General features: G+C 41.4%; 15 protein-coding genes and 1 pseudogene. 3 read left to right on the top strand and 13 right to left on the bottom strand.

Annotated features, from left to right (window positions below; all coding sequences use genetic code 11):
- Nucleotides 1-72: 72 nt before the first annotated feature.
- The 13 genes from H9L23_RS25580 to H9L23_RS25525 all read right to left on the bottom strand — a co-directional run bounded on the left by H9L23_RS25580 (nt 73) and on the right by H9L23_RS25525 (nt 20181).
- Nucleotides 73-918, bottom strand: a complete 846-nt coding sequence (locus tag H9L23_RS25580) for a PKD domain-containing protein (protein ID WP_187592930.1) — start codon at nt 916-918, stop codon at nt 73-75.
- Between the two features lie 12 nt (nt 919-930).
- A complete protein-coding gene (locus H9L23_RS25575) occupies nt 931-2373 on the bottom strand; it encodes a PA14 domain-containing protein (protein WP_187592929.1) in 1443 nt (480 codons plus the stop codon).
- 31 nt (nt 2374-2404) lie between these two features.
- A complete protein-coding gene (locus H9L23_RS25570; protein ID WP_187592928.1) occupies nt 2405-4102 on the bottom strand; it encodes a DUF4983 domain-containing protein in 1698 nt (565 codons plus the stop codon).
- Between the two features lie 28 nt (nt 4103-4130).
- Nucleotides 4131-5750, bottom strand: a complete 1620-nt coding sequence (locus H9L23_RS25565; protein WP_187592927.1) for a DUF5008 domain-containing protein — start codon at nt 5748-5750, stop codon at nt 4131-4133.
- Between the two features lie 27 nt (nt 5751-5777).
- A complete protein-coding gene (locus H9L23_RS25560) occupies nt 5778-6503 on the bottom strand; it encodes a hypothetical protein (RefSeq protein ID WP_187592926.1) in 726 nt (241 codons plus the stop codon).
- Nucleotides 6504-6525: 22 nt separating this feature from the next.
- Nucleotides 6526-7548: a RagB/SusD family nutrient uptake outer membrane protein gene (locus H9L23_RS25555; RefSeq protein WP_394355228.1), complete on the bottom strand. Its 1023-nt coding sequence runs from the start codon at nt 7546-7548 to the stop codon at nt 6526-6528.
- Complete coding sequence (locus H9L23_RS27170; RefSeq protein WP_394355227.1) at nt 7461-8054, bottom strand: hypothetical protein; 594 nt, start codon at nt 8052-8054, stop codon at nt 7461-7463. The genes H9L23_RS25555 and H9L23_RS27170 overlap by 88 nt, the downstream gene beginning before the upstream one ends.
- An 11-nt stretch (nt 8055-8065) precedes the next feature.
- The gene (locus H9L23_RS25550) at nt 8066-11215 is read right to left on the bottom strand and encodes a SusC/RagA family TonB-linked outer membrane protein (protein ID WP_246474791.1); all 3150 of its coding nucleotides are present in this window, start codon (nt 11213-11215) and stop codon (nt 8066-8068) included.
- Between the two features lie 21 nt (nt 11216-11236).
- Entirely contained in the window at nt 11237-12325 is a 1089-nt protein-coding gene (locus H9L23_RS25545) for a DUF5007 domain-containing protein (protein ID WP_187592925.1), read from the bottom strand.
- Between the two features lie 36 nt (nt 12326-12361).
- The gene (locus tag H9L23_RS25540) at nt 12362-13471 is read right to left on the bottom strand and encodes a discoidin domain-containing protein (protein ID WP_187592924.1); all 1110 of its coding nucleotides are present in this window, start codon (nt 13469-13471) and stop codon (nt 12362-12364) included.
- Between the two features lie 67 nt (nt 13472-13538).
- Nucleotides 13539-15062 carry a RagB/SusD family nutrient uptake outer membrane protein gene (locus tag H9L23_RS25535; protein WP_246474790.1) on the bottom strand — a complete coding sequence of 508 codons (1524 nt, stop codon included), beginning with the start codon at nt 15060-15062 and terminating at the stop codon, nt 13539-13541.
- A gap of 31 nt (nt 15063-15093) precedes the next feature.
- Complete coding sequence (locus H9L23_RS25530; RefSeq protein WP_187592923.1) at nt 15094-18108, bottom strand: SusC/RagA family TonB-linked outer membrane protein; 3015 nt, start codon at nt 18106-18108, stop codon at nt 15094-15096.
- A 537-nt stretch (nt 18109-18645) separates the two neighbouring features.
- Nucleotides 18646-20181 carry a SulP family inorganic anion transporter gene (locus H9L23_RS25525; RefSeq protein ID WP_187592922.1) on the bottom strand — a complete coding sequence of 512 codons (1536 nt, stop codon included), beginning with the start codon at nt 20179-20181 and terminating at the stop codon, nt 18646-18648.
- A gap of 491 nt (nt 20182-20672) precedes the next feature.
- Here H9L23_RS25525 and H9L23_RS25520 point away from each other — a divergent pair, with 491 nt between their 5' ends.
- The 3 genes and pseudogenes from H9L23_RS25520 to H9L23_RS25510 all read left to right on the top strand — a co-directional run.
- Complete coding sequence (locus tag H9L23_RS25520; protein ID WP_187592921.1) at nt 20673-23750, top strand: SusC/RagA family TonB-linked outer membrane protein; 3078 nt, start codon at nt 20673-20675, stop codon at nt 23748-23750.
- A 12-nt stretch (nt 23751-23762) separates the two neighbouring features.
- A complete protein-coding gene (locus tag H9L23_RS25515) occupies nt 23763-24977 on the top strand; it encodes a RagB/SusD family nutrient uptake outer membrane protein (RefSeq protein ID WP_187592920.1) in 1215 nt (404 codons plus the stop codon).
- Nucleotides 24887-25441, top strand: a pseudogene (locus H9L23_RS25510) (RagB/SusD family nutrient uptake outer membrane protein); the annotation flags it as partial. The gene H9L23_RS25515 and the pseudogene H9L23_RS25510, both read left to right, overlap by 91 nt.
- Nucleotides 25442-25716 lie beyond the last annotated feature (275 nt).

The raw sequence follows: 25716 nt of genomic DNA, 5'->3' as shown, positions 1-25716 counted from the left end.
ACCTGCGGTTCAAAAAAATACATGAAGTTTTTAATCCTCATGTATTTTTCAAATGTGTAGAGCGTATATTAATTAAGGTTGCTTTTTATTGATGGTCCACTCGCTTAATTGGAATACCCTGCTTCCCCTGTTCGATTTGATATATAGGCGATAAAATTTATACGCAATATAATTGTCGAAATGGAAAAGCTTCGTTTGGTTTCTGCTCGCTCCGGTGTCGGTGTTTTCCCATGGGCAACTGGTTACGGTATGCAGATCAATATATTGAATACCATCTAAAGAGCCCTGTAAAATCCAATATCTTGGATCACGGTCTGCAGCATCATTACCCGATGTAAGGGTATATGCCCCCACCACCTGTGGTGTTTTAAGTTCGAAAGTACACCTTTGGGTGCCATCGAAACCGGCTTGTAAAAATTTAGTTTTTACATCCTGATCGACCAGTTTTTTAGAACCTTCGGGAGAATCTGCTCCGGCTCCGGCTTCTAAGTTAACTGAGAAAGTACCACCAACAGTAACCATATAATTTTCTCCATACTTGGTTGGATCGAAATTAGGATCGACAATTTTCAGATTGATCTCTTTGGTTGCAGAATAACCCTGTCCGTTTCTGATGGTTAAAATTACACGGTAGATTCCAGGGAACCGGTATACGTGTTTTGGAGATACTTCTACAGAGGTACTATCATCTCCAAACTGCCACAGTAGTGATTTATAATTTTTTGGAACGGCCGTAAACTGCACCTCCTGGTATTTTGCCGGGTTTGGAATGGCATAATCAAAGGTAACCAATGGCTTTGGCTCTTCTACTTCCGGAACAACCTCATCGTTTCCGCTTTTTTTACATTTTACCGTTAACACCACGATAAGTAGTAAAAGGGAGCAGATGCCCAATAATCTTTTTATATTACTTTTCATATCTATTCCTGTTTAAGGTGTTGGAAACAACTGTGTTTTTTCGATTACGCGTTTACCATAACTGGCTGATGGCACTTCATATTCGAGGTAAGCCTGTTGCCCGCCTACATTTTCTCGGTGGTGAGCTTCAATTTTATATCGGATACCGCGCTCTAAATGCACGGTTGCTTTACGCTCAGGCTTATCCCATTGTGTGGTATAATCGTTGATAACCGCTTTTCCGTCAATAAACAACCTCGATCCATCATCCCAACGGGTTTGGTAGAAGATATAATCACCACGTACCGGAGCCAGGAATTCTCCAGTCCACTTGGTTGCGAAGTTATCTCTGCTCAATGCTTTGCCATTGGCATCTTTAACATTATCCGGCCAGCCATCACCCGAAAAATTGATAGATTCATCAACCCTTGTTACAAATGGTGCCCGTCCATCGTCGGGATCAAGCTGTGTATCGGTGTAATACCTGGCGGTAAGCCCCGTTCCTTTTCCAATGATCGGGGAATTATTATCCAGGTTTACACTTGGATCAATCACGACAATTACTTTTCCTTTTGTAGGATGTATCACGTGGTTGGTATTATCGTACAGGCTTAAAGCAAAAGCGAATTTCTTATTGGCTACAATATTAGCATCGAATACGGGCCAGGGAATAAATAACCTTACCGCAGCACTGCTGGCGCCTGAATTAAACCTCACTAAAGTATCGAGGGTATAATCTTTGGCATTTAAATGAATCACATCGGCAGGCAGTGTTCCCCTCGAAACCAGGGTAGCAATGGTATCTATATTTTCTTTTATTTTTATATTAAAAGCTGTAGAAGGCGCATTCTCCAAACTCACAATCAAGGGGATGGTAACACCGGCAAGGCCCGGAGTATAATTGCCCTGATAAATTACATTATAGGTACCCCCACCCTGAAAAGTAAGGTAATGGACATCAGAAGCTTTCAACAATTCGTCGGTATTGATCACTACAAGAATGTTTGATTTGCCGTTGGCAATTTTGTTGCCTTTGCCAGGAGAAGCCAGTTTTAATGCAAAAACTACTTTTTTACCCAGATTACGTTCTAATGTTGCACGGCGTACAATGGCAATGCCCTCGGCACTATTTGTTCCATAAGCCACGTTGATTACCGTTGGATACTCTACCGCAGCCGATGGCATTAATATGGCGTTGGCTAAGGTTCCATTGTTAATTAACTGCGTAACGGTATCGTTATTAAGGGTTAAGCCTACCTGAAACGCCTCTTCGGCCATGCCTGTAAGCGAAATTTTAAAGGGTACCCTTACAAACTGGTTATCGATGGTTACATTGCCCACCACAATACCTTCGCCGGTAATGCTCTGTGTTGCAGGGTCAGGGAGTTTCAAATCCTCTACCTGCGATTGTTTACAAGAATAGGCAACCATTAAAATGGTTAAACCCATTACTATTGAATATATAATCTTTTTCATTTTTCGATATTTTAAATAATCCGAAACTTTATTATTGATCTAACCAAACCCTGCCATCAAGCGACCAGGTCTGTTTATTTGCTATTTTTAACCAATTGATGACCTGGGTTGGGATATCTGTAGTTTGAGGAACCAAAAGTGCCAGTGTGCTTGTTGAAGGCGGACAGATCAGGTCGTTAAAATTCTCCCACGTAAAGTTCCCTTTTAAGTTAAAATCATGCGCCTGAGAAGAAAGATCGATCATTTTATCGGTGTTACCATCGGTAGCAGGCCAATAACCCACTAAAAAGTTATAGGAAGGATGGCTTTGATCAATAGCGGTTTCGCAGGCATACTGCTGAATTACCCCATCCGGAACAGCAAGTTTAAAAAACCTGATATCGGTTACGTAATAATCGGGTTCCCCATGGTCGTGGCCGTTTATATAGCCCAGTTTTAAAGCATTTGAGTTGACCAAAGAACCTGAGCCTGTAATTTCAAGCTCATTATTGAAAACACCATTGGTATAGGTACGGATAAATCTTTGGTTACCGCGCTGTTCTAGTTTTACAGAAAGGTTTTCCCATCTGCCCTGAACCAGATCGGCACCTCTACACTGGCGGTAATCGCCATCTTTTGTACCCCTCCATTCGAAATACCAATACTTATCTTCCAGGTAAATTACCCAGCCTACGCTAGGGTGACCGCTAGACCATTCGTTACGTTTCCCTAAAACACTTGGATAAAAAAGTTTTTCCTGGTTCTTTTTAACTTTTAACTCAATGGTCATTTTCGTGGTATCGTCGATATTGTAAACGGCTGCATCTTCGCCGGCAATTTCTGCACGCACCTCTGTACCTTTCATTTTAACGGTTTTACCTAAATAGCGGTTACCGGTAAAGGGTTTTACCAAAATTCTTTTGGTGTAGGCTGAACTGTAATAAATAATAAATGCATTGTTAGCTGTTTTGCTAAAAATAGTCTGATCATCAGCGTTTGGTGGGAGTGTAAATGCACCGCCATCGCTTGAAGCGATTACTACCAGCCAATCTTCGTTGATGTAGTTTGGACGTTTTTTTAAAGCCGTCATAATTTCCCCTACCCCGGTATCAAATTTCTCGATAGCCGATTTATAAGCTGCAAAAGAATTATCGTAACCTGAAACCAGGCCTGCTTTATCTACATCGGTAAAATGGCCAACGATTACTGACGCGGTATCGGTATTTAACTGATTGATCACAGCAGCCTTAACCTCGGCATCACTGGTTACCAGACTACTGATATCGGCACCGGTAGTTAATGATTTAAAGACTGTAGAGGAAGTATATGCTGCAATTTTAGCATTCGGTTTGATCTCTTTGATCCTTTTAAAAATAACCGGATAGTTCTGCAGGTTGTTATTGGTTAAATTATCATCATTTACGAGGTTTTTTTCTTTTTTAACACCAGTAAGCATATTGGCCCAATTGGTTGCATTTTGTGTGGCTTCTGGTTGGTTTAGCGCAACCCAACTGTAGATGGAAGTTGGAAGCAGGGCGGTGATATTCGGGATATTCGCCGTTGATACCGACTGTCCCCTGGCACCGTCTACAATGAGGTATAAAACCTTACGGCTACCATACCTTACTTTTGTGGTATCGGTCCCGTCTTTAGCGGTAAGGGTCCTATCGAAATCTTTGTTGCAGGAAAATATGGCCGTAGTAAGTATTGTGGCAATAACGCCCAACAATAACTTGTATTTTTTCATCATGCTCATCTTAATTTATCTTTGGTTAGGCTTATTCAATGGTTACTCTCATTATGTTATAAAACGGCTGGTTATCGAAACGGCTGAAGCCTCCGATCAGCAATAATGCTTTTTTGCCATCTGCTGATTTAGTTTCAATAATATCTGATAAACCTCCAGAAAACGGACCTGTTGCATTATAACCAGGTGCCAGTAAACCTGCCGGGGTGAGCACCATAAAGCCGTTTCTGGTTACATTATTATATTTTCTGAAATAACCGCTTACCACCACCAGGCCATTAGAAAGCTGCCTTGCGAAATCAGGGTAACCGCCTTCTAATGTCCTGGCACTGAAGGATTCGTCCAAACTACCATCTTCGTTTATTAGGGCAATTCCATTAGCAGGCTTGCCATTGTATTTGGTAAAGGCTCCGGTAATCAGGTATTTTCTGGTGATGGTACTATAGGTGAGGGAACCAATATAATTATCGGCCCCTGTACCTGGGTTAAAGGAAGGGTCTACGGTACCGTTTGCTGCTAAACGCAATATACGTACAGCGGGCTGGTCATCGAAGGTACTAAAGTTACCAAATACCATCAGTTTTTCTAAATTGGCTGCATCGGTATGCATGTAGGTTCTAACAGGACCATTTGCGCTTGTGTTCCCTTTATTGGTTGCAGTATTAAAACGATAGGTTTTATCTAACGAACCATCTAAATTGAACCTTAAAATCTGACGGATTTCGGTACTGTCGAGAATCACCGTATCTCTTGTAAAATCGTAATTGGCCTTTGTATAGGTACGTTTAACATAATACCTAAAATCGCCCGTAGCCAATATTTTCCCCTGATGCGGGTATATCTTGTCGATAAAACCATTAGTACCACCGTTAAATTTTGGAAACCATTTCTGGGTTACGGTATCGGTTATGGTCGGTTTTCTCGCAGTCTGGATCTTAACGGTATCAATGGCGCCGTTATTAAACAGAGTGGTAATGTTGCTAATGTTTTCGGTACGTTGGTTGTAGCCGCTAAAACCACCTGCAATAACAAAACGTCCGCCAACTTCAATTACCCTTGATAACGATCCGTTAGCACCCCTGCCCGTTCTAAATGTACGGTCGTAATCGCCATCCAACGAGGTTCTGGCAATCCTGTTGATAGGGGTTACCAAACCTTTGTTATCATAGTTGCTAAAACTGCCAATTACAAGCGCTCTGCCATCGTTCATTTCGTAAAACTGGCTTACAAAACCGTTTGCTCCTGCTGTTGCTTTCCAGGTAATGTCGTTTTTAATCAGGCCGGTTACGGTAAAAGCTGGTCCTAAAATCAACTGATCGCCGATGGCAATGGAAGTAATGCCTGTACTGCCGGCATCGGGCACTTTAACTGTAATCTCGCTAGCGGTTACACTTAATACCTGCGCTTTTTCGCCATTGAACATAAAAGTTAACTGATCTTTATAAGGCACGAGCCCGGTTGCTTTTATGGTAACGGTTGTACCTACGATACCTTCAGCAGGTGTTGGAGGTGCGGTTTGACTGATAGTTATGCCTAATTGTTCTTTTCCGGCCCCATAAGGATCTTCACCCAGATCTTCCTGCTTTTTGCAGCCCAGTATGGTAAAGGCAATTAGGAAAAATAAGCCTAGAATATATTTGATTCTTTTCATGATTTAATTCTTTTCTTCTGATAAAACCTAATTACTTTTACTTGGCCTTAAGCCACTGATGTATACATCATTAAAAAATTCGTATTGGTCAAACCCAAGGTATGCTCCTGTGTAACTTAACGTGTGTACCACACCATTTGTCGGTTTAATATCGGATGATGCGATTGGCACGGTTATCCAACGATCATCCGGTTTCGAAATATCTGGGATAAAGGAGAATATTAACTGTCTGTAACCGATATATTTTACCCCATTGGCATCATTAAAATTCACTCCAATATTGGCCACACTGGTGTTATAATCGTAGTATAAGGCGCCAGGATAAATGCTTCGGAGGCCAAGATCAATCTGTGGATAATCCTTTAAACGGTTTATGCCTTTAAACATGTAGCGCTGCAGGTATTTTTTCCAGATTTCAGGCGCGATCTGATCCAGGGTTTTAACGGTATCTTTACCTGAATAGAACAGATAAGCGTTTAAGCCATCTGTTTTAACCGTACCGATGGTTCTTTTGATTACATCATCATCAAAAGCAAAAAAGGTAAAATTTTCACTGCCGAACTGTTGTTCCAGGCCCGCCAGTTTTACAATCTGGGCCACGGTATCGAAAGGAACTTTTTTGTCCTGCAGGTATTTTAGCATACTGCCCGGATAATCGGCATTTGCTTTACCACCATCTATATAATATTCGTCACGTTTACAGGCATTAAGCAAGAGTAAAAGTGCTGCACACATCATTATTAGCTTTTTCATATCTTTTTAATCTTCTTATAAATTAATTACCTCCGTTAACCCAGTAATCGTTGAGCACCATATATGGATTATTGTTCAATGCGCTCGAACTGAGTGGCCATGTCCATGCACCACGGTTAAATTTATCGGCAGTAAGTACATTGTAAGACCATTGGTTACTTAAGATCCTTTTGGTACGCACCAGGTCGTAATAGTGATGGCCCTCGCCAATCAATTCTCTTGAACGTTCGTAAAAAATAAAATCTTTCAGGTTTCCGTTGCTTGAGGTATATAAAGATGCACCTGCACGGAGCCTCACCATATTCAACAATTTAATGGCATCAGCATCCTGGTCGGCATTTGCCATGGCCTCTGCGGCCAAAAGAATTTCTCCACCGTACCTGAAGATCATAAAAGTATTGTCGGGGTTGGCATCTTCCTCACCGGTAGAAAATGAGTTCTGCGCAAATTTCAACATCATAAATTTCCCGTTATCGGCAAAAATATCTTCGTTAAACCAGGTGGTAATCCTTCTATCACTGCCATCCTGAAAAATTTTCTGCATGTACTCTCCCCTGTAGTAAGCAAAACTTACACGGTGGGTATACTCAGGTCTTTTATAAGGATAATGCAAAAACATATCGGCAACGGGGGCAAGATTTGTATTGGCATCACCGTAATTGATACTGCGGTAAAACTCGAATAAACTCTCATCCGACCGGCCTTTTACCACTGTTGCCCATTCGTTGATTGGTAATAACCTGTAGGCATTGCTTGCGATAAGCTCGCGACCCAGATCGGCAGTTTCTTCGTAGTATTTTTTGGCATTGCCGGGATCAAAACCTGCATTCCACATGTTCATTTCCATCATCAGGGCCACGATACTGCCTCTGCTTGCCCTAACACCTTTCAGTGCAGGATCGGTATATGTCCACGCAATGGAATTTTTATAGGTTTTAAGGTCGGCAATGCATTTGTTTAATACAGATACAAAGTTTTCTCTTGGTAATGCTGCCGAGTGAAAAGCATCTGTATAATACACAACGTTGCCATAGAGGCGAACCATAACGAAATAACATAGTGAGCGTATAAAAGCTGCTTCGGCCTTGAACGAATTTTTTTCGGCTTCGGATACGCCGGGAATGCCTTCATCAAGTTTAGCGATGAGGATGTTTGCCCCTGGATGGCCTGATAATATCCTGTCCAATCGGTTATCCTGTAAAAATTATAATTGATATCGGTTACCCAGGGCACTCCACCGCTAAGCAATGTCAATAAATTGTTTTTGCCCAAAACCTCTACAAATGAGCGCGCTGGAGCGTGGTCTGACTGGCTTTCGTAAAGCACTTCGCCCGAGCGGTACTCGCCGGTTGCACCAATAAAATGAGTTTCGTTGTACTTGTTAAAAACAATCCTCGATAAATTATAAATATTGGCCACAACATCGTCTTTAGACTGGAAGAAGTTGTTTCCGGTTAATTTATCCAAAGGCTGCACGTCCAGGAACTTTTTACATGCAGGCAAACAAAAAGTTGCTGCTATAATGATCGTATAAATGATAACTTTTTTCATGATAGTATTAATTAGTTGCCTGTATTAAGTTCGAGGTTAAGCCCAATGTTGTAGGTACGTGGAACAGGATAACCTGTAGAAATATCGCGGCCTAATGAGGTTACGTTCTCAGGGTTTGGTCCACTGTATTTAGAAAAAGTAACCAGGTTGTTGGTAGAGGCATAGATCCTTAACTGGTTTAGCCCGAACCTGCTGATTAGTTTCTTATTGAACATGTATGAAACGGTTACGTTACTGATTTTAAAATAGCTTCCGTTTTCCTGCCAAAGGGTTTGATCGGCACGTAATGGCTGGATCTGATCAAAGCGTTTGTAATCGTAAGGATAGGGGTATTTCGCCACGTCGCCCGGTGACCTCCAGATATCAAGATCGTTTAAAGGAACCACCGATTTCTGAGAGAATGGATCACGCATAATGGCAATCCTATCGGCCAGGGCGTTATTCAAAATCGTTCTGTCAGCGGTATAGGTAGCGTACACATTTAAGCCCCAGTTTTTATACCTGATGTTTGTAGATACACCGCCTGTTACTAAAGGCTGCGAGTTACCGGTAACCTCATAATCCCGGCTATCCAATATATAATCACCGTTTACGTCTTTAATGATCGGATCGCCACCCAGAAAAAACTGACCGTTGCTCTGGTATCTTTTTCCGGTAACCGGATCTACGGGTACGTCGGCATCGGTGCTGTAAACACCCTGGTTAATTCTTAAATAGTTTGATAAGGTGTTTCTACCTACGCGGAAAACATTATGTTGCAGGTAGCCGGAGTTATCAAACCTGATGTACTGGCCGTTATATTCTGCTGGTAATTTCAACAGAATGTCGCGGTTTAAAGCGCCGTTTACCGATACCGATATATCAAGGTCTTTGCTTACTACCGGCCTAACCGTTAACATTAACTCGGTACCGTAGTTGGCAATACCCAAATCGTTACTGGCCAATTTATTAAAACCGGTTGTGTTTGATAAAAACCGATCGAAAAGCAGGTTATCAACCTTTTTAAAGTAAGTATCAAAATTTACAGAAATCCTGTCGTTAAAGAAACCTAAATCAAAACCTAAGTTGTACTGTGTGGTGGTGGTTGGTTTTAAATTTGGATTTGGAATCAGGTCGAAATCGATACCAATGGTTGGATTATTATTAAAATTACCATTAAGGTTGTAAATACCGTAAATGCTCTGCAGGTTTCCGGTTGGCACAATGTTCTGTCCCCAGGTTAACCTTAAGCTACCGTACGATAACCATTTTTTATCGGCAAGCCAGTTTTCTTTATTAAAGTTCCACCTTAAACCCACTGATGGGTTTTTAGAGTAGGGATTTTCCAAACCGCTTGATGAGGTACCATCCAAACGGTAAGAGAACTCGGCCACATATTTTTTATCGTAATCGTAAGATAATGAACCCGCAAATGAAGCAATGGTTGCATTTCTGTAATTACTTAATACACCACCGCCTCTCGAGTTATAATCATCGTAACCAATCGGTCCCTGTAACTGATCGTTCGGGATCCTTTCCTGGCGGGTAATGCCCGCCTGTGCGCCCTGTTTATAAATCTCGTTAAAGGTGTTGATGAAAAGGTTGTGTTTTTCGCCAAAAGTTTTTGCATAAGTAATACCGTTACGGTTATACAACTGGAAGTTTCTGCCCACATAATCGTAAAGTTTGGCGTATTGACCGTTTGCTGCTGCCGGTGTAAAGGTTGATTCGGTATCTGAAGTATAATCGTAACTTAAGGTAGAAGATACGGCCAAGCCAGGGATAAACTCGTAACGGGCCTCCACATTGGTCCTTAAATTTCTCGAGTTGTTATCATTCAAAGTCTGTAAGGCAGAAAGTACCCCACCAGTTGCCTGATAGAAAGATGGTGGAGGCAATAAGGTAGAAGCCTGACCATTTCCCGCAACACCCGATTGAAGCAAACCGACACCGTTACCTTTGTTTTGCTTACCTACCGAACCATTGATGAAACCGAAAAACCTGAATTTATCGTTCGGTTTAAATTCCATGTTCATGTTCAGGTTGTAACGATCGTAACCGGTGTTTTTAATTACCCCTTTTTCGCTATAGTAACCCAGGTTGGCTTTATAGTTAAATTTAGGATCACCACCATCTAAGGCCAGGTTATGACTTTGATTATAGGTAGTTTGGAAAAACACATCCTGCCAGTCGGTAGAATTGTTGTAATACGCATTTAAACTATCGGCCAAAAATGGTGTATTAGAAATCTTTCTGATATCGTCAACATTTGCGGCATTAAGGATAATCTGCTGGATTTTTAATGACCTTTCAGAGTTTCCGCCCAAAGTTTCGCGCAGTTTAGGTGGCGAATTAACGAAGGCATTGGTTACATATCTGATGCGTGGAACTTTAGAGTTACCTCTCTTGGTAGTGATGATGATTACCCCATAAGCACCCCTTGAGCCGTACATGGAAGTAGCCTGTGCATCTTTAAGGATCTGGATATTTTCAATATCTTCCTGTGGGATCAAAGAAAGCGGACTCACACCCGGGCCTTGCGTTTGAAAACCAAACTCGGCAGCTTTATCGGCATCCAACGGTACTCCATCAATAATATATAAAGGTGATGTAGGCTGCAGGAAAGATTCGTTACCACTGCCCGAAATACTTAAGCTGGATAAACCACGTACCTGTACCGAGCCCCTGAAACCTGGAGCACCGGTATTATTCTGGATATTTAAGCCCGGAACTTTACCCTGTAAAAGCTGCTCGGGATTTGATACCGGTGTATCCTGAAGGTCCTTTCCAGAAATTGAAACCGATGACCCTGTTGTGGTTTCCTTGCTTCTTTTCTGGTAGGCCACAATAATAACCTCGTCCAAAGCCTTGCGGTCTTCGGCGATGGTAACCGTAATGTTGGTGGCTCCTGTAATTTTGGTGCGTTGTGTGTTAAAACCTAAAAATTTAAACAATAGGTTTCCACCAATGGGTACATTCACAGTAAACTGGCCTTTTCCGTTGGTTTGGGTAAGGCCTTTATTGGTTTCTTCGAGGATTACCGAAACCCCTGGAACGCCCTGTTTGGTTTCTTTATCTATAACCGTACCCGTCACAATGATGTATTTTTCTTGCGAATAAGCACTTGTGCCACAGATGATGCATATCATGAGCAATGCATAAAAAAGTATATTTCTTTTCATAATATTAGCGTTAAATATTGCCTATTCGCTGGCGAACTTTGGATTATCTGTTTTAAAATGAAATACAATTTCCCAATCGCCTGTTTTGTAAATGGCGAAATCGACACCGAAGGTTGCAACCGTACGCCCGCCACCGAAAGAGCCTCTTGAATAGCTTAATTCTGCTTTAGCCCTCGAACCACCCAATGCATAAGAGGTAGGGATTTCTACCAATGGAATTGGATAGGCCACATCGTACTGCACGTATTTATCGGTTTTTTGTAGATTAAAACCATGTATCATTTTATCCCATTTGGTTTCGTTAAAGAAAGCAGGGTTAATTTCTACCGAATCTTTATTTAATGCTTTTATCCTTAATGAATGGCCATTGCCACCTGTAAAAGGACGGATGTAAACGACTACATCTTTTTTATCATCATTGCTTATCAGGCCAATATTAGAGGTAGCGCCGATTATATTGTTTAAATAAGGACGGATATAGTCCCTCAATCTTTTATCCAACGGGAATTTTGGATCAGGTGCAGGCAAACCGGTATAAGCGTTAAAATCGTTCGAGGGCTCATAAGGGCGCTCGCGGAATGGCCTGATCTGAAAATCTTTGATCAATCTTTCGCCACCTGTATTTTTAACCTTGATATCAAAAAAACGGGTATCCTGTGCAAAATTGGTACTATCGGCAGGCCTTGGCGTAATCAACTGATTGGTAGCCGAACCCCATAAAATAAACTGTCCGGAAGAACGGATTTCGAACAGTTGATGTTCTTCGATTTTCCTTTTTGCTTCTATCTCTGCTAGGCTTTTTTCCAGGCCCGTGTAAGGAGCAGTCCAAACATAAGTTTGTGCTTTTTGGAAAATATCGCTCACCGGCCTTCCATCTCCATATCTCGCATTTACGATTTCGAAAGTAATCGGTGTAGTTGAGTTATCGCTGTTAAACCCACCTATCAGGTTATTCCTGCCAATAATCGGTTCGAGGATTTTATTGCTAAAATTTACATTGGTACTTAAGTAATCTTTTTCATCCGGCAAATTGTACAGCTTTTTACATCCGCTTGCCAAAACCAGCACAAACAGCATAAAAAGAAGTTCTTTTTTTACGATTGATTTCATAAGTTTTTCTAATTTATTTTTTCCGTACTCCATCACCTATTTCGATTTATTAATTGTCCATTCTGCAAGCTGGAATGTACCGCCACTCCTTAACTCGGTAATATTTATGCGGTAATATTGGTAGGCAACCGTGTTGGTACACCTGAAAACTTTTTGCTGATACCTTTCTTCAAAAAAGAAATTGTTTACCCGGTGCAGCTCCGTCCAGGTAACACCATCCTGCGATCCCTCGTATGTCCAGGCTTTCGGATCACGTTCTACCGCATCATTTGCCGATATTAAGGTATAAACTGACGACACTTCTGGTGTTTTAAGCTTAAACTGCATGGTTAAAAAGCCGTTTAAATCGCATAGAAACTTGGTATGGTCATCCCCATCAATTACTTTTTTAGAGTTTTCGCCACTGGTTGGTCCACCACCGTTTTCGCGGTTGGAAGAAAAAGTGCCGCCCACAGTCACCATTAAATTTGGTGGAGGTGGTACAAAAGTTAACCTGGTTACAAAGCCATCGAAACCGAAAGTATGATCGGGACTGATGACATGTACAATGCCGTTTTTGGTTTTGATGTTGTTAGAAGCCGTGGTACTGGTAGCCCAGTTTCTGATAAATTTGCTTTTTTTGGTGTTACTGAACTCAATAAGCTCCGGGCCGGCACCAACCTCGCCCGATGCCGATCCTTTAGTCGATTTTGCATGCATCGGATAGGCTACTTTTACACTTGTTAGGTTTAAACCATCCTGAAGCTTTAAAGAATCAGTTGGTTTTACCCCCCTGATGATGTAATAAGAAACCATGGTATCTAACTGCACGCCATCAATATTAGAAAGGAACAACGGATCTTTATCAGATTGTTTCCTTAAACTGTTTAAATTTCTTAAAGCCAGCTGAAAGCTTGGATTGGTTACCGCAAACAGGGTTACATTACTATCTGTAAGTGTTTTCTTTAAACCCATCCGGTCAATCGCCACCAAAAGCGAATCGTATACGCCCGGTTTACTTTTTAAATATTCGTAGGTGTTGCCTGCAAAAGGCGCTGCCTCATCAGCAGCATCGTAATAGCCCCCGTTTTTTTTACAGGCCGTATACACCAAGGCAAGCAATAAAAGCATGGTTACTGCTCCCACATATTTTACAAAATTTTTCATCTGTTTATTATTTTAATGGTGATGAAGCCATTATGGAGCTAAAAGATCCACATTGGTTTCACATCTGTTATTTATTGCCAGTAAGGGTTCTGTGTAAGTAAATTGTTCTGCAATAAGAGCTTGCGCGATATTGGCCAGTAAATTCCCCCGAATTGATCAGGTTCATAAATTTGGCATCGTTCTGTCTTATTTTGTTGTAGCGGATCATATCGTACCACCTTTGCCCCTCACCCATCAATTCACGGTGACGCTCTTCAAAGATTACCTTCAACACATCAAGATTATCTGTTGTATCATAAGGAGAAGGTGTATCGGCTGTAACCCTTTTGGTAATTACATTGTTAAGCTCATTTAAGGCTCCGGCCTGATCGCCAAGCACCGATAATGCTTCTGCCCTCAGCAATACAATATCCTCTAAACGGGTAAAAATCAATGCACTCGTAAAATACCTGAAGTTAGGATCGTTACCACCACCTTGTATTACTTTGATTTTACTGAAGATTGGATATTTGCCATTTAAATTGGTGAAATACCTGTCGAATTTAGATTGACCCAATGTATCAACAGCAAACCTTTCGTCCTTAGGCATATTAAAATATTTCAGGATCGAATCTTTTGGCAGGTAGATATCGGGAATGGCTTTTGTGGTGATCGGCTCTGCTAAAGTCAACTCTTCAATGTGCCCGGTTGATGAACCATCGATGTGGCCGTAATCAGAGTTAAAGCCAAACATCTGCCTATAGTTCTTGTTGTAGAAAAAACCATTCGAATTACTTAAATCGGTTACCGATGTATAACCACCACCGGTTCTGCCATAATTATCTTCTACAAATTTTGCATATTTCGCCACGTTAGCGTAATCGGCTGTCCAGGCGGCAACGTGGGCTAAAACGGCATAAGCGGTAACTTTAGTGGCCAAAGCACCTCCCCAACGGGTCCTGTCCTCATTATAATAATTGCTTGGCTGTTGTATATCGCCTCCGCTGTAAATGTAGGGAAGGTCGGCCGCTGCCCTTAAAATTTCTGATTGTACCCAGGCTAAAATCTTGGACTGGCTTTCCCTCGGTTTATTTTCAAATACCCCCTCGTTAGAAGAGATAATAAAAGGCACATCACCCCAGATACGCACCATGTAGAAATAAGCAAAAGCCCTTAAAAACCTGGCCTGCGCCATATCCACGGTCATGTTGTTATCCGAGTAACGTTTATCAGTTGCTTTAACGTGGGCAACATTCTCCAGAAAAACATTGGCACCGTTTACAATGGCATAAAACCTGGTCCAATCAGAAAGCGACTCAACCACAGGGTAGGATGCATTTAAATTGTTGCTGATGATGGCTTTTAAATCCTGTCTTTTCGGACTGGTAAATTCGCCCGTTCTTACATCGCCGTAAATCCAGTGGCCGTTGTTATCAGACAGCGCCGAACGGGTAAGGGCATAAACCCCCATAATCCCGGCACGTGCATCCTCAACAGTGTTCCACATATTTTTTTCGCCCACCACACGGGTAGAATCTGTATCTAATGCCTTATTACAGCCCGATAAAGCAATTACAGCAAATAGAAATGAGTATAATATCTTCTTCATCATTATCGATGTTTTGTTCGTATTTCTTTCCATATTATAATTCCATTTTAACACCCAAAGTGTAGGTTCTTGGGATCGGTTGACCATAACCTGTATCAATGCCATCGTAACCTACCAGTTCAGGATCCTGACCGGTGTATTTGGTAATCACAAACACATTGTTTACTGAGCCGTACACAAAGATTTTGTTGATCTTGATATTTTTTCGCTTAAAAAAGCTACCGAAATCATAACCTAGAGAAACCGATCTTAATTTTAAGAATGAACCATTTTCTAAAAACAGGTCCTGATCGGTACGGTAAGGAATTACGGTACTCCACGGACTGTATAGCGGATATTTGCTATAATCGCCTCTTTTTTCCCAGAAAGTGATTTCTTTCACCGATGATACATCTGTATTGCCTTCGTGGTTTACGAAATCGAAACGTGCAGCCATTTCTTCGTTGATGATTTTTCTGCCTAGATTGAAATACAGGTTGGTATTCAATGTCCAGCTGCCATACCTGAAAGCATTATCAAAGCCTCCCGCTAAAACCGGTAGAGAATGTGCCTTTAATACCTTATCCCTCTCGTCGATAATGTTATCGCCATTTTGATCCTTCCATTTCGGATCGCCTGCTTTTAATGGCGTACCATTGTATTTTAACGGCTGTCCGTTAACCACAGGCACCTGGCTGTTTGCAGTATAAATACCTTCATTTTCCAATAGCCAATATTGATCTACCGGCTCACCAACTTTTAAAAAGCGGTTGCCGATGATGATTTCGTTCAATCCCCTTGGCAGGGCGGTTAATTTATTGCTGTTGTGGTTCAGGTTTAATGAAGAATTCCATGAGAATTTACTTTTAGCAATTACCTGTGCGCTAACGGTTAAATCTATCCCGGTATTGGTCATGTTCAGGCCACTTTCTATCGATTGTTTATAACCATACTCCGCATACGATGGAATGCCCAATAATTGGTTTTTCTCCGCTTTGATATAAAAATCAACCGCTACATGTAAACGGTTTTTAAGCATGGCTACATCTGCGCCGATATTTAACTGATCAGAATACGACCACGGCACGCCATAACCTACCCAACCGAAAGAATATGGCCTGGTTAATACGCCAATTGCATTATAACCCGGTACAGTTAAGTTGCCGGTATATCCTACTGATGCGGTATATTGCGGTCCCTGTGCATAATTATCAAAGGTGAAAGCCCTTCCCATCCTACCTGCACTGGCACGTAATACTAAATCATCAATAAATTTTTCGTTTTTAAGCAGTTCATTTTTCAGGTTCCATGCAGCCGAAACCGTTGGCGAATAAAACCAGCGTTTGGTTGGTTGTGCATTTGATGAACCATCTGCCCTTAATATTGCAGATAAAAAGTATTTGTCATTGTAGTCGTAATTTACCTTACCATAAAATGATAACAGGTTATCGGCTGTTTTATCCAAAAAACGGTAAGTTAACTCCCTTGGGAAAGCGGTTGGCACCAGGTAGTTTGGGTTATCATCACCGTTATCAAGTTTGGGTTTAGAATCTAACAGGTTAATCTTGATGTAATCGTTGGCGCCTTTATAAGCATAAGCATAGTTGTACTTATAAATGTCCCAGATCATCGATTGACCGAGTTCGAAATGGAAATCGTGAACATCTTTCAGCTTCAGGTCGTAAGTAGCCTTGTTATCCATCATTAACCTTTGGTTAAAGCCATAATAGTTAGAGGCATAACTATTTCCCTGCAACAGCGTTCTTGCATAAAAAATATCGCGGTAACCTTCGTTGTAATCTACATTGAAGGTAGTGCTTAAGGTAAATTTGCCCAAAGTGGCCACCAATTTGGCAAAACCCTGTATACTGTTGGTTTTATTATCATCAAAACCTTTACTGTAGTTGTTCAGGTAACTCGCATAATAATCCTTGTTTGGTGCCAATGGCGCACTTAAATCAGGGAAATAATTAATCTGTGCAAACCTGTCGCGCAAAGTCCTGTTCCTGTCGCGGTTTAAACGGTTACCGTTAATCATGGCCGAAAACAACAACCATTTAACAGGTTTCATATTAATATTGAACATGGCACTGTAGCGGTCTAAACCGGTATCATCTGCCACACCACTGCTTTTGGTATTACCCAGCGAAAACCTGAAGTTTGCGCGGTCAGAACCACCGGTTAAACCTAAGTTGATGCCATAAACCAATGCATTTTTATAATATAAATCTGTCCAGTTGGATTTACCGCTATATACATTATTAAGTGAATCACTTAAATATACCGGATAGGCTTCATCGTCAGAATACCTGCCATTGGTGGTATAGATATCGTAAAAACGCTGCCTGAATTCGTTTTCATATTTACCGTTAATAGTATTTACCATAGGTTTTTGTACCATTCCGATATATGAATTGAAACTGATGCCCCGCGAAACACCGTCCGGAGCTTTTGTTTTGATTACAATTACCCCGTTAACACCCCTCGGACCATAAACTGCAGTAGCAGCAAGATCGCTTAATACCTCTACCGAAGCAATGTTATTGATATCGATAGTGGTTAATAAATTGGTTGCCGGACCGATCCTGTTGAAATCATATTGCTGGATATCAAAAGCAAAGGGATGTTCACCAATTAAGGGAACGCCATCAAGCACCACCAGTGGCTGAGAGGCATATACATCTTTTTTAGAAAGCAGCGGCATTGGCGCTCCCCTTAAAAACATATTCTGTATGGTTCCGGGCTCGCCTGATGGCTCCTGAACATACAGGCCGGCAAAATTGCCCTTTAAGTTCTGCTGTAATGAAATGGCCGGGAAAAGAGATAGCTCTTTAGTATCTTTCTGTACGCCTCCCGAAAGCTTGTTATAAACTGTTCTTCGCTTGAGCTGCTCCAAACTGTCTTTCCGCAGGGAATCTTTTGGGGTTACGAATTTAATTTTGGTCGTATCCTGAAAGAGTAAATAATTAATTGTTAGGTCTTTATGAATTTTATTGCCCGCTGCAAAAGTCGGTAAAACGTTTAATGTAAACGCGGCAAAAAAAGCAAGGCACGCCCATAAGTATCGCATAGTTAATGGATCTTTAATTGGTAAAAAAATGATTCTTAAAATTTATTTTTTTGGAAACGGCAAGATAGGTCCTCGATAAGGGAGACAGGTACTTCTGGAGTAATAGTAAGGGATTCTCATAAAAATTAGTATTTGGTTAAATCAAATATAATATATACTAAATCGTTTTAATAACAAATTGTCATTTTTATGAAATTTTCATTAAATCAGATAATAATATTCAATAATTCGAAATAATTGTCAATCCGACAGGTAAAAAAATTAAATATTAATAAAATACATTGGAATTTTAACATCCTATAAAACAGCATATAGTGATATTTTATTGCTCCAATTACAATAAATTAAGTGATTTTCTGCTGCGGAAAATAAATTTGGTTAAACGTTTTAGCAAAAATCATTTTAAGCAGGGTTTTTCAGCACAATGAGATAACACCAGGCAATAGCCATGTGCGTTATGATTAACATAGAATTAATATTACAAATGATTGCGTGCCCGGCGGACAAGTTAGGAAGGCGAATGATGAGCAATTTAAATTATCTTTCGGTAGCTACACGGTAAGTCGGGTCTTCGATAATATTTACCTGGATAATTTCGTCTGCATTTTTAAGCAGGTGCCTGCAATCGTCGCTAAGGTGCTTTAACAATAGTTTTTTGTTGGCTGCCCGGTATCGCTCGGTGAGTTTGTTTAACGCATCAATACCCGACATATCGAAAACCCTGCTATTTTTAAAATCGACAGTTACCGTTGCAGGATCTTTAGCTACATCGAAGAGTTCGTTAAAATTGGCCACGGAGCCAAAAAACAACGGACCAAATATTTCATAGTGTTTTACGCCATCGGCATCAATGTATTGACTGGCCTTTATCCGTTTAGAGCTTTGCCATGCAAAAACAAGCGCCGAAATAATAACGCCTATCAATACGGCCAGCGCAAGGTTGTGTAGCCAAACGGTAATTACGGCCACTAAAATGCCAATAATAATATCCTGCTTAGGCATTTTATTGATTACCCTAAAACTCATCCATTCGAAGGTGCCAATGGCTACCATCATCATTACCCCTACCAATGCCGCCATCGGTACACGATCAATCACCGGCGCACCGATTAAAATGATCAGCAATATGGTTAAAGCAGCTATAATTCCTGAGAGCCTGGCCCTCGCTCCTGCCGAAAGGTTTACCAGCGTTTGCGCAATCATCGGACAACCGCCCATACCGGTAAAAAAACCGTTTAACATATTGGCAATTCCCTGCGCAATACTCTCCCGGTTCCGGTTACCCTTGGTTTCGGTAATTTCATCAACCAGGTTTAAAGTGAGTAGTCCTTCTGTTAAGCCTACCCCGGCCATAATGAGCGAATAAGGGAAAATGATTTTAAACATTTCGAAGTTTAACGGCACACGGGGAATATGAAAGGGCGGGAAACCACCATCTACAGAGGCAATATTCCGCACCAGTTTGGTATCGATACCAAAGCAGAGTACCACCAGAAAAACCACAATAATGGCTACCAGTGAAGACGGAACAGCTTTAGTTATTTTAGGAAGAATAATAACGATGGCTACTGTAAGTAAAACCAGCGCCAGCATAATGTATAAAGGAATACCGCTCAGCCATTCCACACGGCCATTAACGAGGGTTTTAAAATGTTCTAACTGCGACATGAAAATAATCACAGCCAAACCGTTCACAAAACCAAACATCACCGGTTGCGGAACAAGCCTTACAAATTTGCCCAGTTTAAACAGCCCCACCAAAATCTGGATTGCTCCTGCCAATGCCACCGCCGCAAAAACATATTCCAAACCCTGCGTTTTCATCAAGGCAATAAGCACAATTACGGTTGCCCCTGCCCCACCAGAAACCAAACCTGGTCTGCCACCCAGTAAAGCGGTAACCAAACCCATAATAAAAGCGGCGTATAAGCCTGTTAAGGGCGGAAAACCAGCTAAAATGGCAAAAGAAAGTGATTCGGGAATCATCGTCATGGCCACCGTTAGACCTGCCAGAATTTCAGTTTTATAGTTAATTTTCTTCGAAAAATCGAAAAGCTGCAGATAGGGTTTCATTTATAGTAGAATATTTAAAGCGGGCAAATATCCGGTTTTATTATAATATAATGTTTAAATTAATCTTATTCACCAACCTAAACCGGAGCAGATTATGGCTGCGGTTAGTGTAGCAAATGAATTTATAACCCATCTTAATTATACCACTAATCAAACGGTTGCGCGGAGTTTTACCGGGCATCATTATTTTTAAGCCCCGATTAATTGATATTTTGAACGGGCATGTAGTCATTATAAGACCCTGAGTCTGCTTATTTTAGCATTTGTAAATCTGGTAACAAGCTATTAATTGTCACTTTTACATTTCTTAATGCCATCAACACGTCTTTTTCGGCCTTATTTTCCTCCGGAACTACATTTCACATTGCCACAAACGTTTGCGTGGAGTTTGACCCTTCATTTATTTGACCGCACCTGCTTTCATTTCTAAATTACGGCTTCAGCCGTTCAAAAGCCGGCAAATAAACTATTAACTAACAAAACAAATAACCATGAACAAATTAAAAAAAAGGCAAGCCCTTCTAACCGGCTTGTTTTTAATGTTCTCTCTTTTAGCCTTTGCGCAGGTAAAAATTACAGGCGTTGTAAAGGATAGTGATGGAGGAACTGTACCAGGTGCAACCATAATGATTAAGGGAACCAGCACAGCTGTAAGTACCACACCCGACGGTAAATTCTCAATCAGCGCTCCGGCAGATGCTATTTTAACAATCTCTTTTATCGGTTATGATCCACAGGATGTACCTGTTAATGGCAAAACCACATTAAATGTAGTGCTTACTTCTTCTACCAAATCGCTAAACGAAGTGGTGGTAGTGGGTTATGGTACGCAGAAAAAGGTAAATCTATCCGGATCAGTAAATACGGTAGATACCAAAAACATTGTAAACCGTCCGGTTACTTCGCTAACCAATGCCTTGCAAGGCGCCGTACCCGGTATGGCCATTAAAGCTACACCAGGTGATGTGGGTGGCGATATTGGCACCATCAATGTACGTGGACGCGGTAATTTAGGTACTTCAGAGCCGCTCTTCGTAGTAGATGGAGTGATTGTAAGTTCAGGCGATTTTGCACGCATCAATACCAATGATGTAGAAAACATTTCCATCCTGAAAGATGCTTCAGCTTCAGCCATTTATGGTTCGAGGGCTGCCTACGGTGTGGTATTGATTACCACCAAACGAGGTAAAAAGGGCGAAATGACCATTAATTATAATGCTTATTACGGCATCCAATCGGCAACAATTTTACCAAGCTGGGTTGGCGCTTACGATTATGCTACCCTACGTAACGAGGCTGCTGCCAATGCTGGTAAAGCTCCGGTTTACTCGGCAGGCGATTTAACCAAGATCCAGAATCAGTCAGATCCTGACCGTTTTCCGGATAATGACTGGTATGCGTTAACCTTAAAAAATACAGCTCCGGTAATGGAACATGCCATTAATGTTTCTGGCGGTGATAAAACCAGGTATTATTTAAGCGGGGCCTATTTTAACCAAAATTCACTGGTTCCGGGGAAAGATTTAACACGCTACTCTTTAAGGGCCAATACCGAAACCCAGGTAAGTGATAAATTTAAGGTAGGTACCAACATCTCATTTATCCGTGATGGTTTCGACAATGAGAACGGATTGATCGATTTTACCAGTTTAAACAGGCTTACCCCATTGGTGGTAAACAAACAAACCAATGGTAACTGGGGCAGTATGAACGGTGGTAAAATAGATGGAACACTTGCCGCAACCAATACGGTAAGAAAACTGGAAGAAGGTGGTCGCAATTCATATAACACCAACCGTTTTATTGGTAATTTAAACGGAACTTATACCCCGATAAAAGGTTTAGAGATCAGTGGTTTGGTTTCTTACAATTTCTACAATACAGTAAACAGTGCATTTATCAGCACCATTGATCCGATTTTGGATTTCAATACCGGTGCTCCACTTAGCGGAACGGCTGTAAACACCAACCAGCTTACCGAAGAGTGGCAAAATATCGGCCGTTTGTTAACACAGGCAACCGCCAGTTACGAAAAAACCATAGATAAACATTATGCCAAGTTATTGGCTGGTGCTTCTTACGAGAACAACAACACCAGGGTGATTAAAACCATCCGTAAGAATTTTGTAAGTAATGACCTTAACGCCATCGACGGCGGTTCAAGCGATCCGTTAAACACCACCTCATCAGGCGGTATACAGCAAAAAGCTTTCGAATCGGTATTCGGCAGGTTTAACTATGCATATAACGACCGTTATTTATTCGAAGCCAGTGTTAGGTTAGATGCTTCTTCTCAGTTTGCTCCCGGCCACCGCTGGGGTGCATATCCATCATTTTCGGGTGCATGGAGAATCTCGCAGGAAGATTTCATGAAAAACATTGGCTGGATTTCGGAACTGAAACTTCGTGCTTCCTGGGGTAAACTGGGTAACGTAAACAACGTAGGCAATTACGATTATTTTGATGGTTTAAAAACAGGAACTGCGGTTATCCTCGACGAATCTAAACAGGATGGTGTTTTCCCTAATAAAATTTATAACCCAAGGTTATCATGGGAAAAAATCAACATGACCAATATTGGTTTAGATGTTAACCTTTTCAAAAAACTGAGCCTACAGGTTGATGCCTTTGACCGTTTAACCAACGACATTTTATTGCCAGACCCAACTATACCAACTGAGGCAGGTTTAATAAGTGATTCAGACCCTCTCAAAACCCAATATCCTTCTATTAACCTGGGTTCGGTTAGGAACAGGGGTTTTGAACTTTCGTTAACCTACAACGGACAGATCAACGATTTTAAATATTCAATCGGGGGTAACCTGAGCAAAATCTGGAATAAGGTAGAAGATTTGGGCGGTACTTCAGAGACTCCTCCAAGCGGATACTATATTAATAGGGTGGGTCAACCGATCGGTTCATTTTACATGTTGCAATCCGACGGTTTATTCACTACCAATGCAGAAGTTGCACAGCATGCTTTTCAGGCAAACGGAACCAAAGCCGGTGATATTAAATATGTAGACCAAAATGGCGACAACAAAATTGACGGCGACGACCGTGTAATTGCAGGCAATGATGTGCCTTACTTAATTTACGGACTTAACTTTTCGGCCAATTACAAAAACTTCGACTTCGCGGTTTTAGCCAATGGCGTAAGTGATGTTAAGGTGTACCTGGAAAGCGAAGCCTCACAGGCGTTTTTTAATGGTGCTGGTGCAAAACAATATGTTTTAGATAGATGGACACCCGGCAACCCGAATCCAAATGCAGCTTACCCAAGGGTTTTAATATCTGGCGACAATACACAGAACCTGGTGCAGTCTGATTTCTGGCTGTTCAATGCCGATTATTTGAGGATTAAATCTTTAACCCTGGGTTATACCTTGCCAAAATCAGTATTGGATAAAATTAAAATCAGGGGGTTGAGGATTTATGCATCGAGCAATAATCCATTTACCATCCGTGGCGATAAAAGGTTAAAGGATTTCGATCCGGAGGCTGCTTCTCAGCGTGCAGCTTATCCACAGTTAAAAACCTATTCGTTCGGTATTAACCTTACCCTTTAATAAAAGCTTTTTATGAAAAAATTAATATATATATCGTGTTTAACTTTTGCCAGCTTCGCTATAAGCAGCTGCAAAAAATCGGCAATTGATTTTGTTCCACAGGATCAGGCTTCGAACACCACCTTCTGGAAATCACAAAAAGATGCCACTTTAGCCTTAAATGGTTGTTATGGCTATTTAAATAATGCTTTTAATAATGCCTACGATGATGGCGGATCGGACAATGCTTATGCCCAATATCCCTGGGAAAGCAATGCCACAGCTATTGCAGCAGGTAACATCAATGCCACGCTCGATCAGGGTTATGGTAGCCGGTACACTTATATCCGCAGGTACAACTATTTTCTTGATAATGTGAGCAAAACCCCAATGGGTGCCGATTTAATTAAAAGATTTATTGCCGAGGCCAGGGTTTTAAGGGCATTAACCTATTTCGATCTGGCCAGAACATTCGGTTCGGTTCCATTATTAAAAGTAGCCTATAGCGATCCGCATGAAACCGGAGTAGCACCAACGCCAGAGGCCGAGGTGATTAACTTTGCCATTGCTGAAATCCAAAGCGCAGTTACCGATCTTCCGGCAACTTATCCGGGTGGCTCAACTGTTGAAACCGGAAGAATTACCAGCGGTGCGGCCTGGGCCATTTTAACCAGGATACAGTTACAATATGGCAAATATGCTGATGCGGTTACTAGTGCGCAAAAAGTAATGGGTGCAGGTTATCAGTTGTTCAGGGTAGGTACATTAGCACCTGCCGATACTCAGGACGATTTTAGCACTTTTGTAAGTTTTGCCAATGATGCTGAAAAACAGAAATTTTATAAAGGTTTAGCCAGTTACGAACAACAGTTTTGGCAAATTAACGAGGGAACCAGTAAAGAAAATATCCTGGTTTCTCAGAACATCACCAATTCCTCTTACGAATATGGTAACGGTTTAAGAACCTTATTTCCTCCGGGCAATTTAGGCGGATGGAGTTCTATTACCCCTACACAGGAAATGGTAAATGCTTACTGGGACAAAAATGGTAATCCGTTTACTCCCCTGGTGCAGCTACAAGGGCAAGCAATTACAATAACGGAACCCCAAATGCAGCTTATGCAGATGAATTTAAAAACCGCGATACCAGACTTTATGCAAGCATATTGTTCCCTGGCACACCCTGGAGCCGGTTTGATAGTGGTTATAAATTTTCGTGGGGAAAAGGTGGAGGAAACAACAGTGTAACCGGTTACAACTTTAAAAAACTGGTAGATCCCGCCTTTACCCAAAATGATTGGGATGGCGCACAGGATTTCCCGATCATCAGATACGCCGAAATTCTTCTGGCCTATGCCGAAGCTAAAAATGAGCTAAGCGGTCCGGATGCAAGTATTTATGCCGTGCTTGATGACATCAGAGACAGAGCCGGAATGCCAGCTGTAGTTCAGGCGACTTACAATACGAAGGAAAAATTAAGGACCTTCATTCAGCAGGAACGCCGCATCGAACTGGCAGCAGAAGGTCAGCGTTTCTTCGACATCAGACGCTGGAATATTGCTAAAGATGTAATGAAAACCACTTACGATATTACCAACAGTCCCGTGCAGGAACGTGTATGGCAGTCAAAATTTGTACTGATGCCTTACCCTCAGGCAGCCTTAGATGGCAACCCGAATTTAAAAGCGGCCCAATCGGCCAAAGGCTATTAGAAAAAAAACGTCCCGATCAAGATCGGGACGTTTTTTTTAGTCCGAAAAGTCCGGAGAAAGAGGTCGGAGGTCCGAAGACAAATAAACCTTAATTTTCTTAACTTCTTAATGGTCAGAAATGATGTAAAATGTAAAGAGTCCGAAAAGTCCGGAGACAGAGGTCGGAGGTCCAAAGACAAATAAACCTTAATTTTCTTAACTTCTTAATGGTGAGGAAATGATGTAAAATGTAAAAAGTCCGAAAGTCAGGAGACCGATGTCCGAGGATAAATAAA

The organism is Pedobacter roseus, assembly GCF_014395225.1.
Classification (GTDB): Bacteria; Bacteroidota; Bacteroidia; order Sphingobacteriales; family Sphingobacteriaceae; genus Pedobacter; species Pedobacter roseus.
The sequence above is the reverse complement of the archived record's forward strand: the minus strand, read 5'-3'. Positions and strand labels throughout refer to the sequence as shown.

Excerpts from the sequence above, each read along its gene's own strand:
- H9L23_RS25580 (WP_187592930.1), bottom strand. The coding sequence starts at position 918 with ATGAAAAGTAATATAAAAAGATTATTGGGCATCTGCTCCCTTTTACTA.
- H9L23_RS25575 (WP_187592929.1), bottom strand. The coding sequence starts at position 2,373 with ATGAAAAAGATTATATATTCAATAGTAATGGGTTTAACCATTTTAATG.
- H9L23_RS25570 (WP_187592928.1), bottom strand. The coding sequence starts at position 4,102 with ATGATGAAAAAATACAAGTTATTGTTGGGCGTTATTGCCACAATACTT.
- H9L23_RS25565 (WP_187592927.1), bottom strand. The coding sequence starts at position 5,750 with ATGAAAAGAATCAAATATATTCTAGGCTTATTTTTCCTAATTGCCTTT.
- H9L23_RS25560 (WP_187592926.1), bottom strand. The coding sequence starts at position 6,503 with ATGAAAAAGCTAATAATGATGTGTGCAGCACTTTTACTCTTGCTTAAT.
- H9L23_RS25555 (WP_394355228.1), bottom strand. The coding sequence starts at position 7,548 with ATGGTTCGCCTCTATGGCAACGTTGTGTATTATACAGATGCTTTTCAC.
- H9L23_RS27170 (WP_394355227.1), bottom strand. The coding sequence starts at position 8,054 with ATGAAAAAAGTTATCATTTATACGATCATTATAGCAGCAACTTTTTGT.
- H9L23_RS25550 (WP_246474791.1), bottom strand. The coding sequence starts at position 11,215 with ATGAAAAGAAATATACTTTTTTATGCATTGCTCATGATATGCATCATC.
- H9L23_RS25545 (WP_187592925.1), bottom strand. The coding sequence starts at position 12,325 with ATGAAATCAATCGTAAAAAAAGAACTTCTTTTTATGCTGTTTGTGCTG.
- H9L23_RS25540 (WP_187592924.1), bottom strand. The coding sequence starts at position 13,471 with ATGAAAAATTTTGTAAAATATGTGGGAGCAGTAACCATGCTTTTATTG.
- H9L23_RS25535 (WP_246474790.1), bottom strand. The coding sequence starts at position 15,062 with ATGATGAAGAAGATATTATACTCATTTCTATTTGCTGTAATTGCTTTA.
- H9L23_RS25530 (WP_187592923.1), bottom strand. The coding sequence starts at position 18,108 with ATGCGATACTTATGGGCGTGCCTTGCTTTTTTTGCCGCGTTTACATTA.
- H9L23_RS25525 (WP_187592922.1), bottom strand. The coding sequence starts at position 20,181 with ATGAAACCCTATCTGCAGCTTTTCGATTTTTCGAAGAAAATTAACTAT.
- H9L23_RS25520 (WP_187592921.1), top strand. The coding sequence starts at position 20,673 with ATGAACAAATTAAAAAAAAGGCAAGCCCTTCTAACCGGCTTGTTTTTA.
- H9L23_RS25515 (WP_187592920.1), top strand. The coding sequence starts at position 23,763 with ATGAAAAAATTAATATATATATCGTGTTTAACTTTTGCCAGCTTCGCT.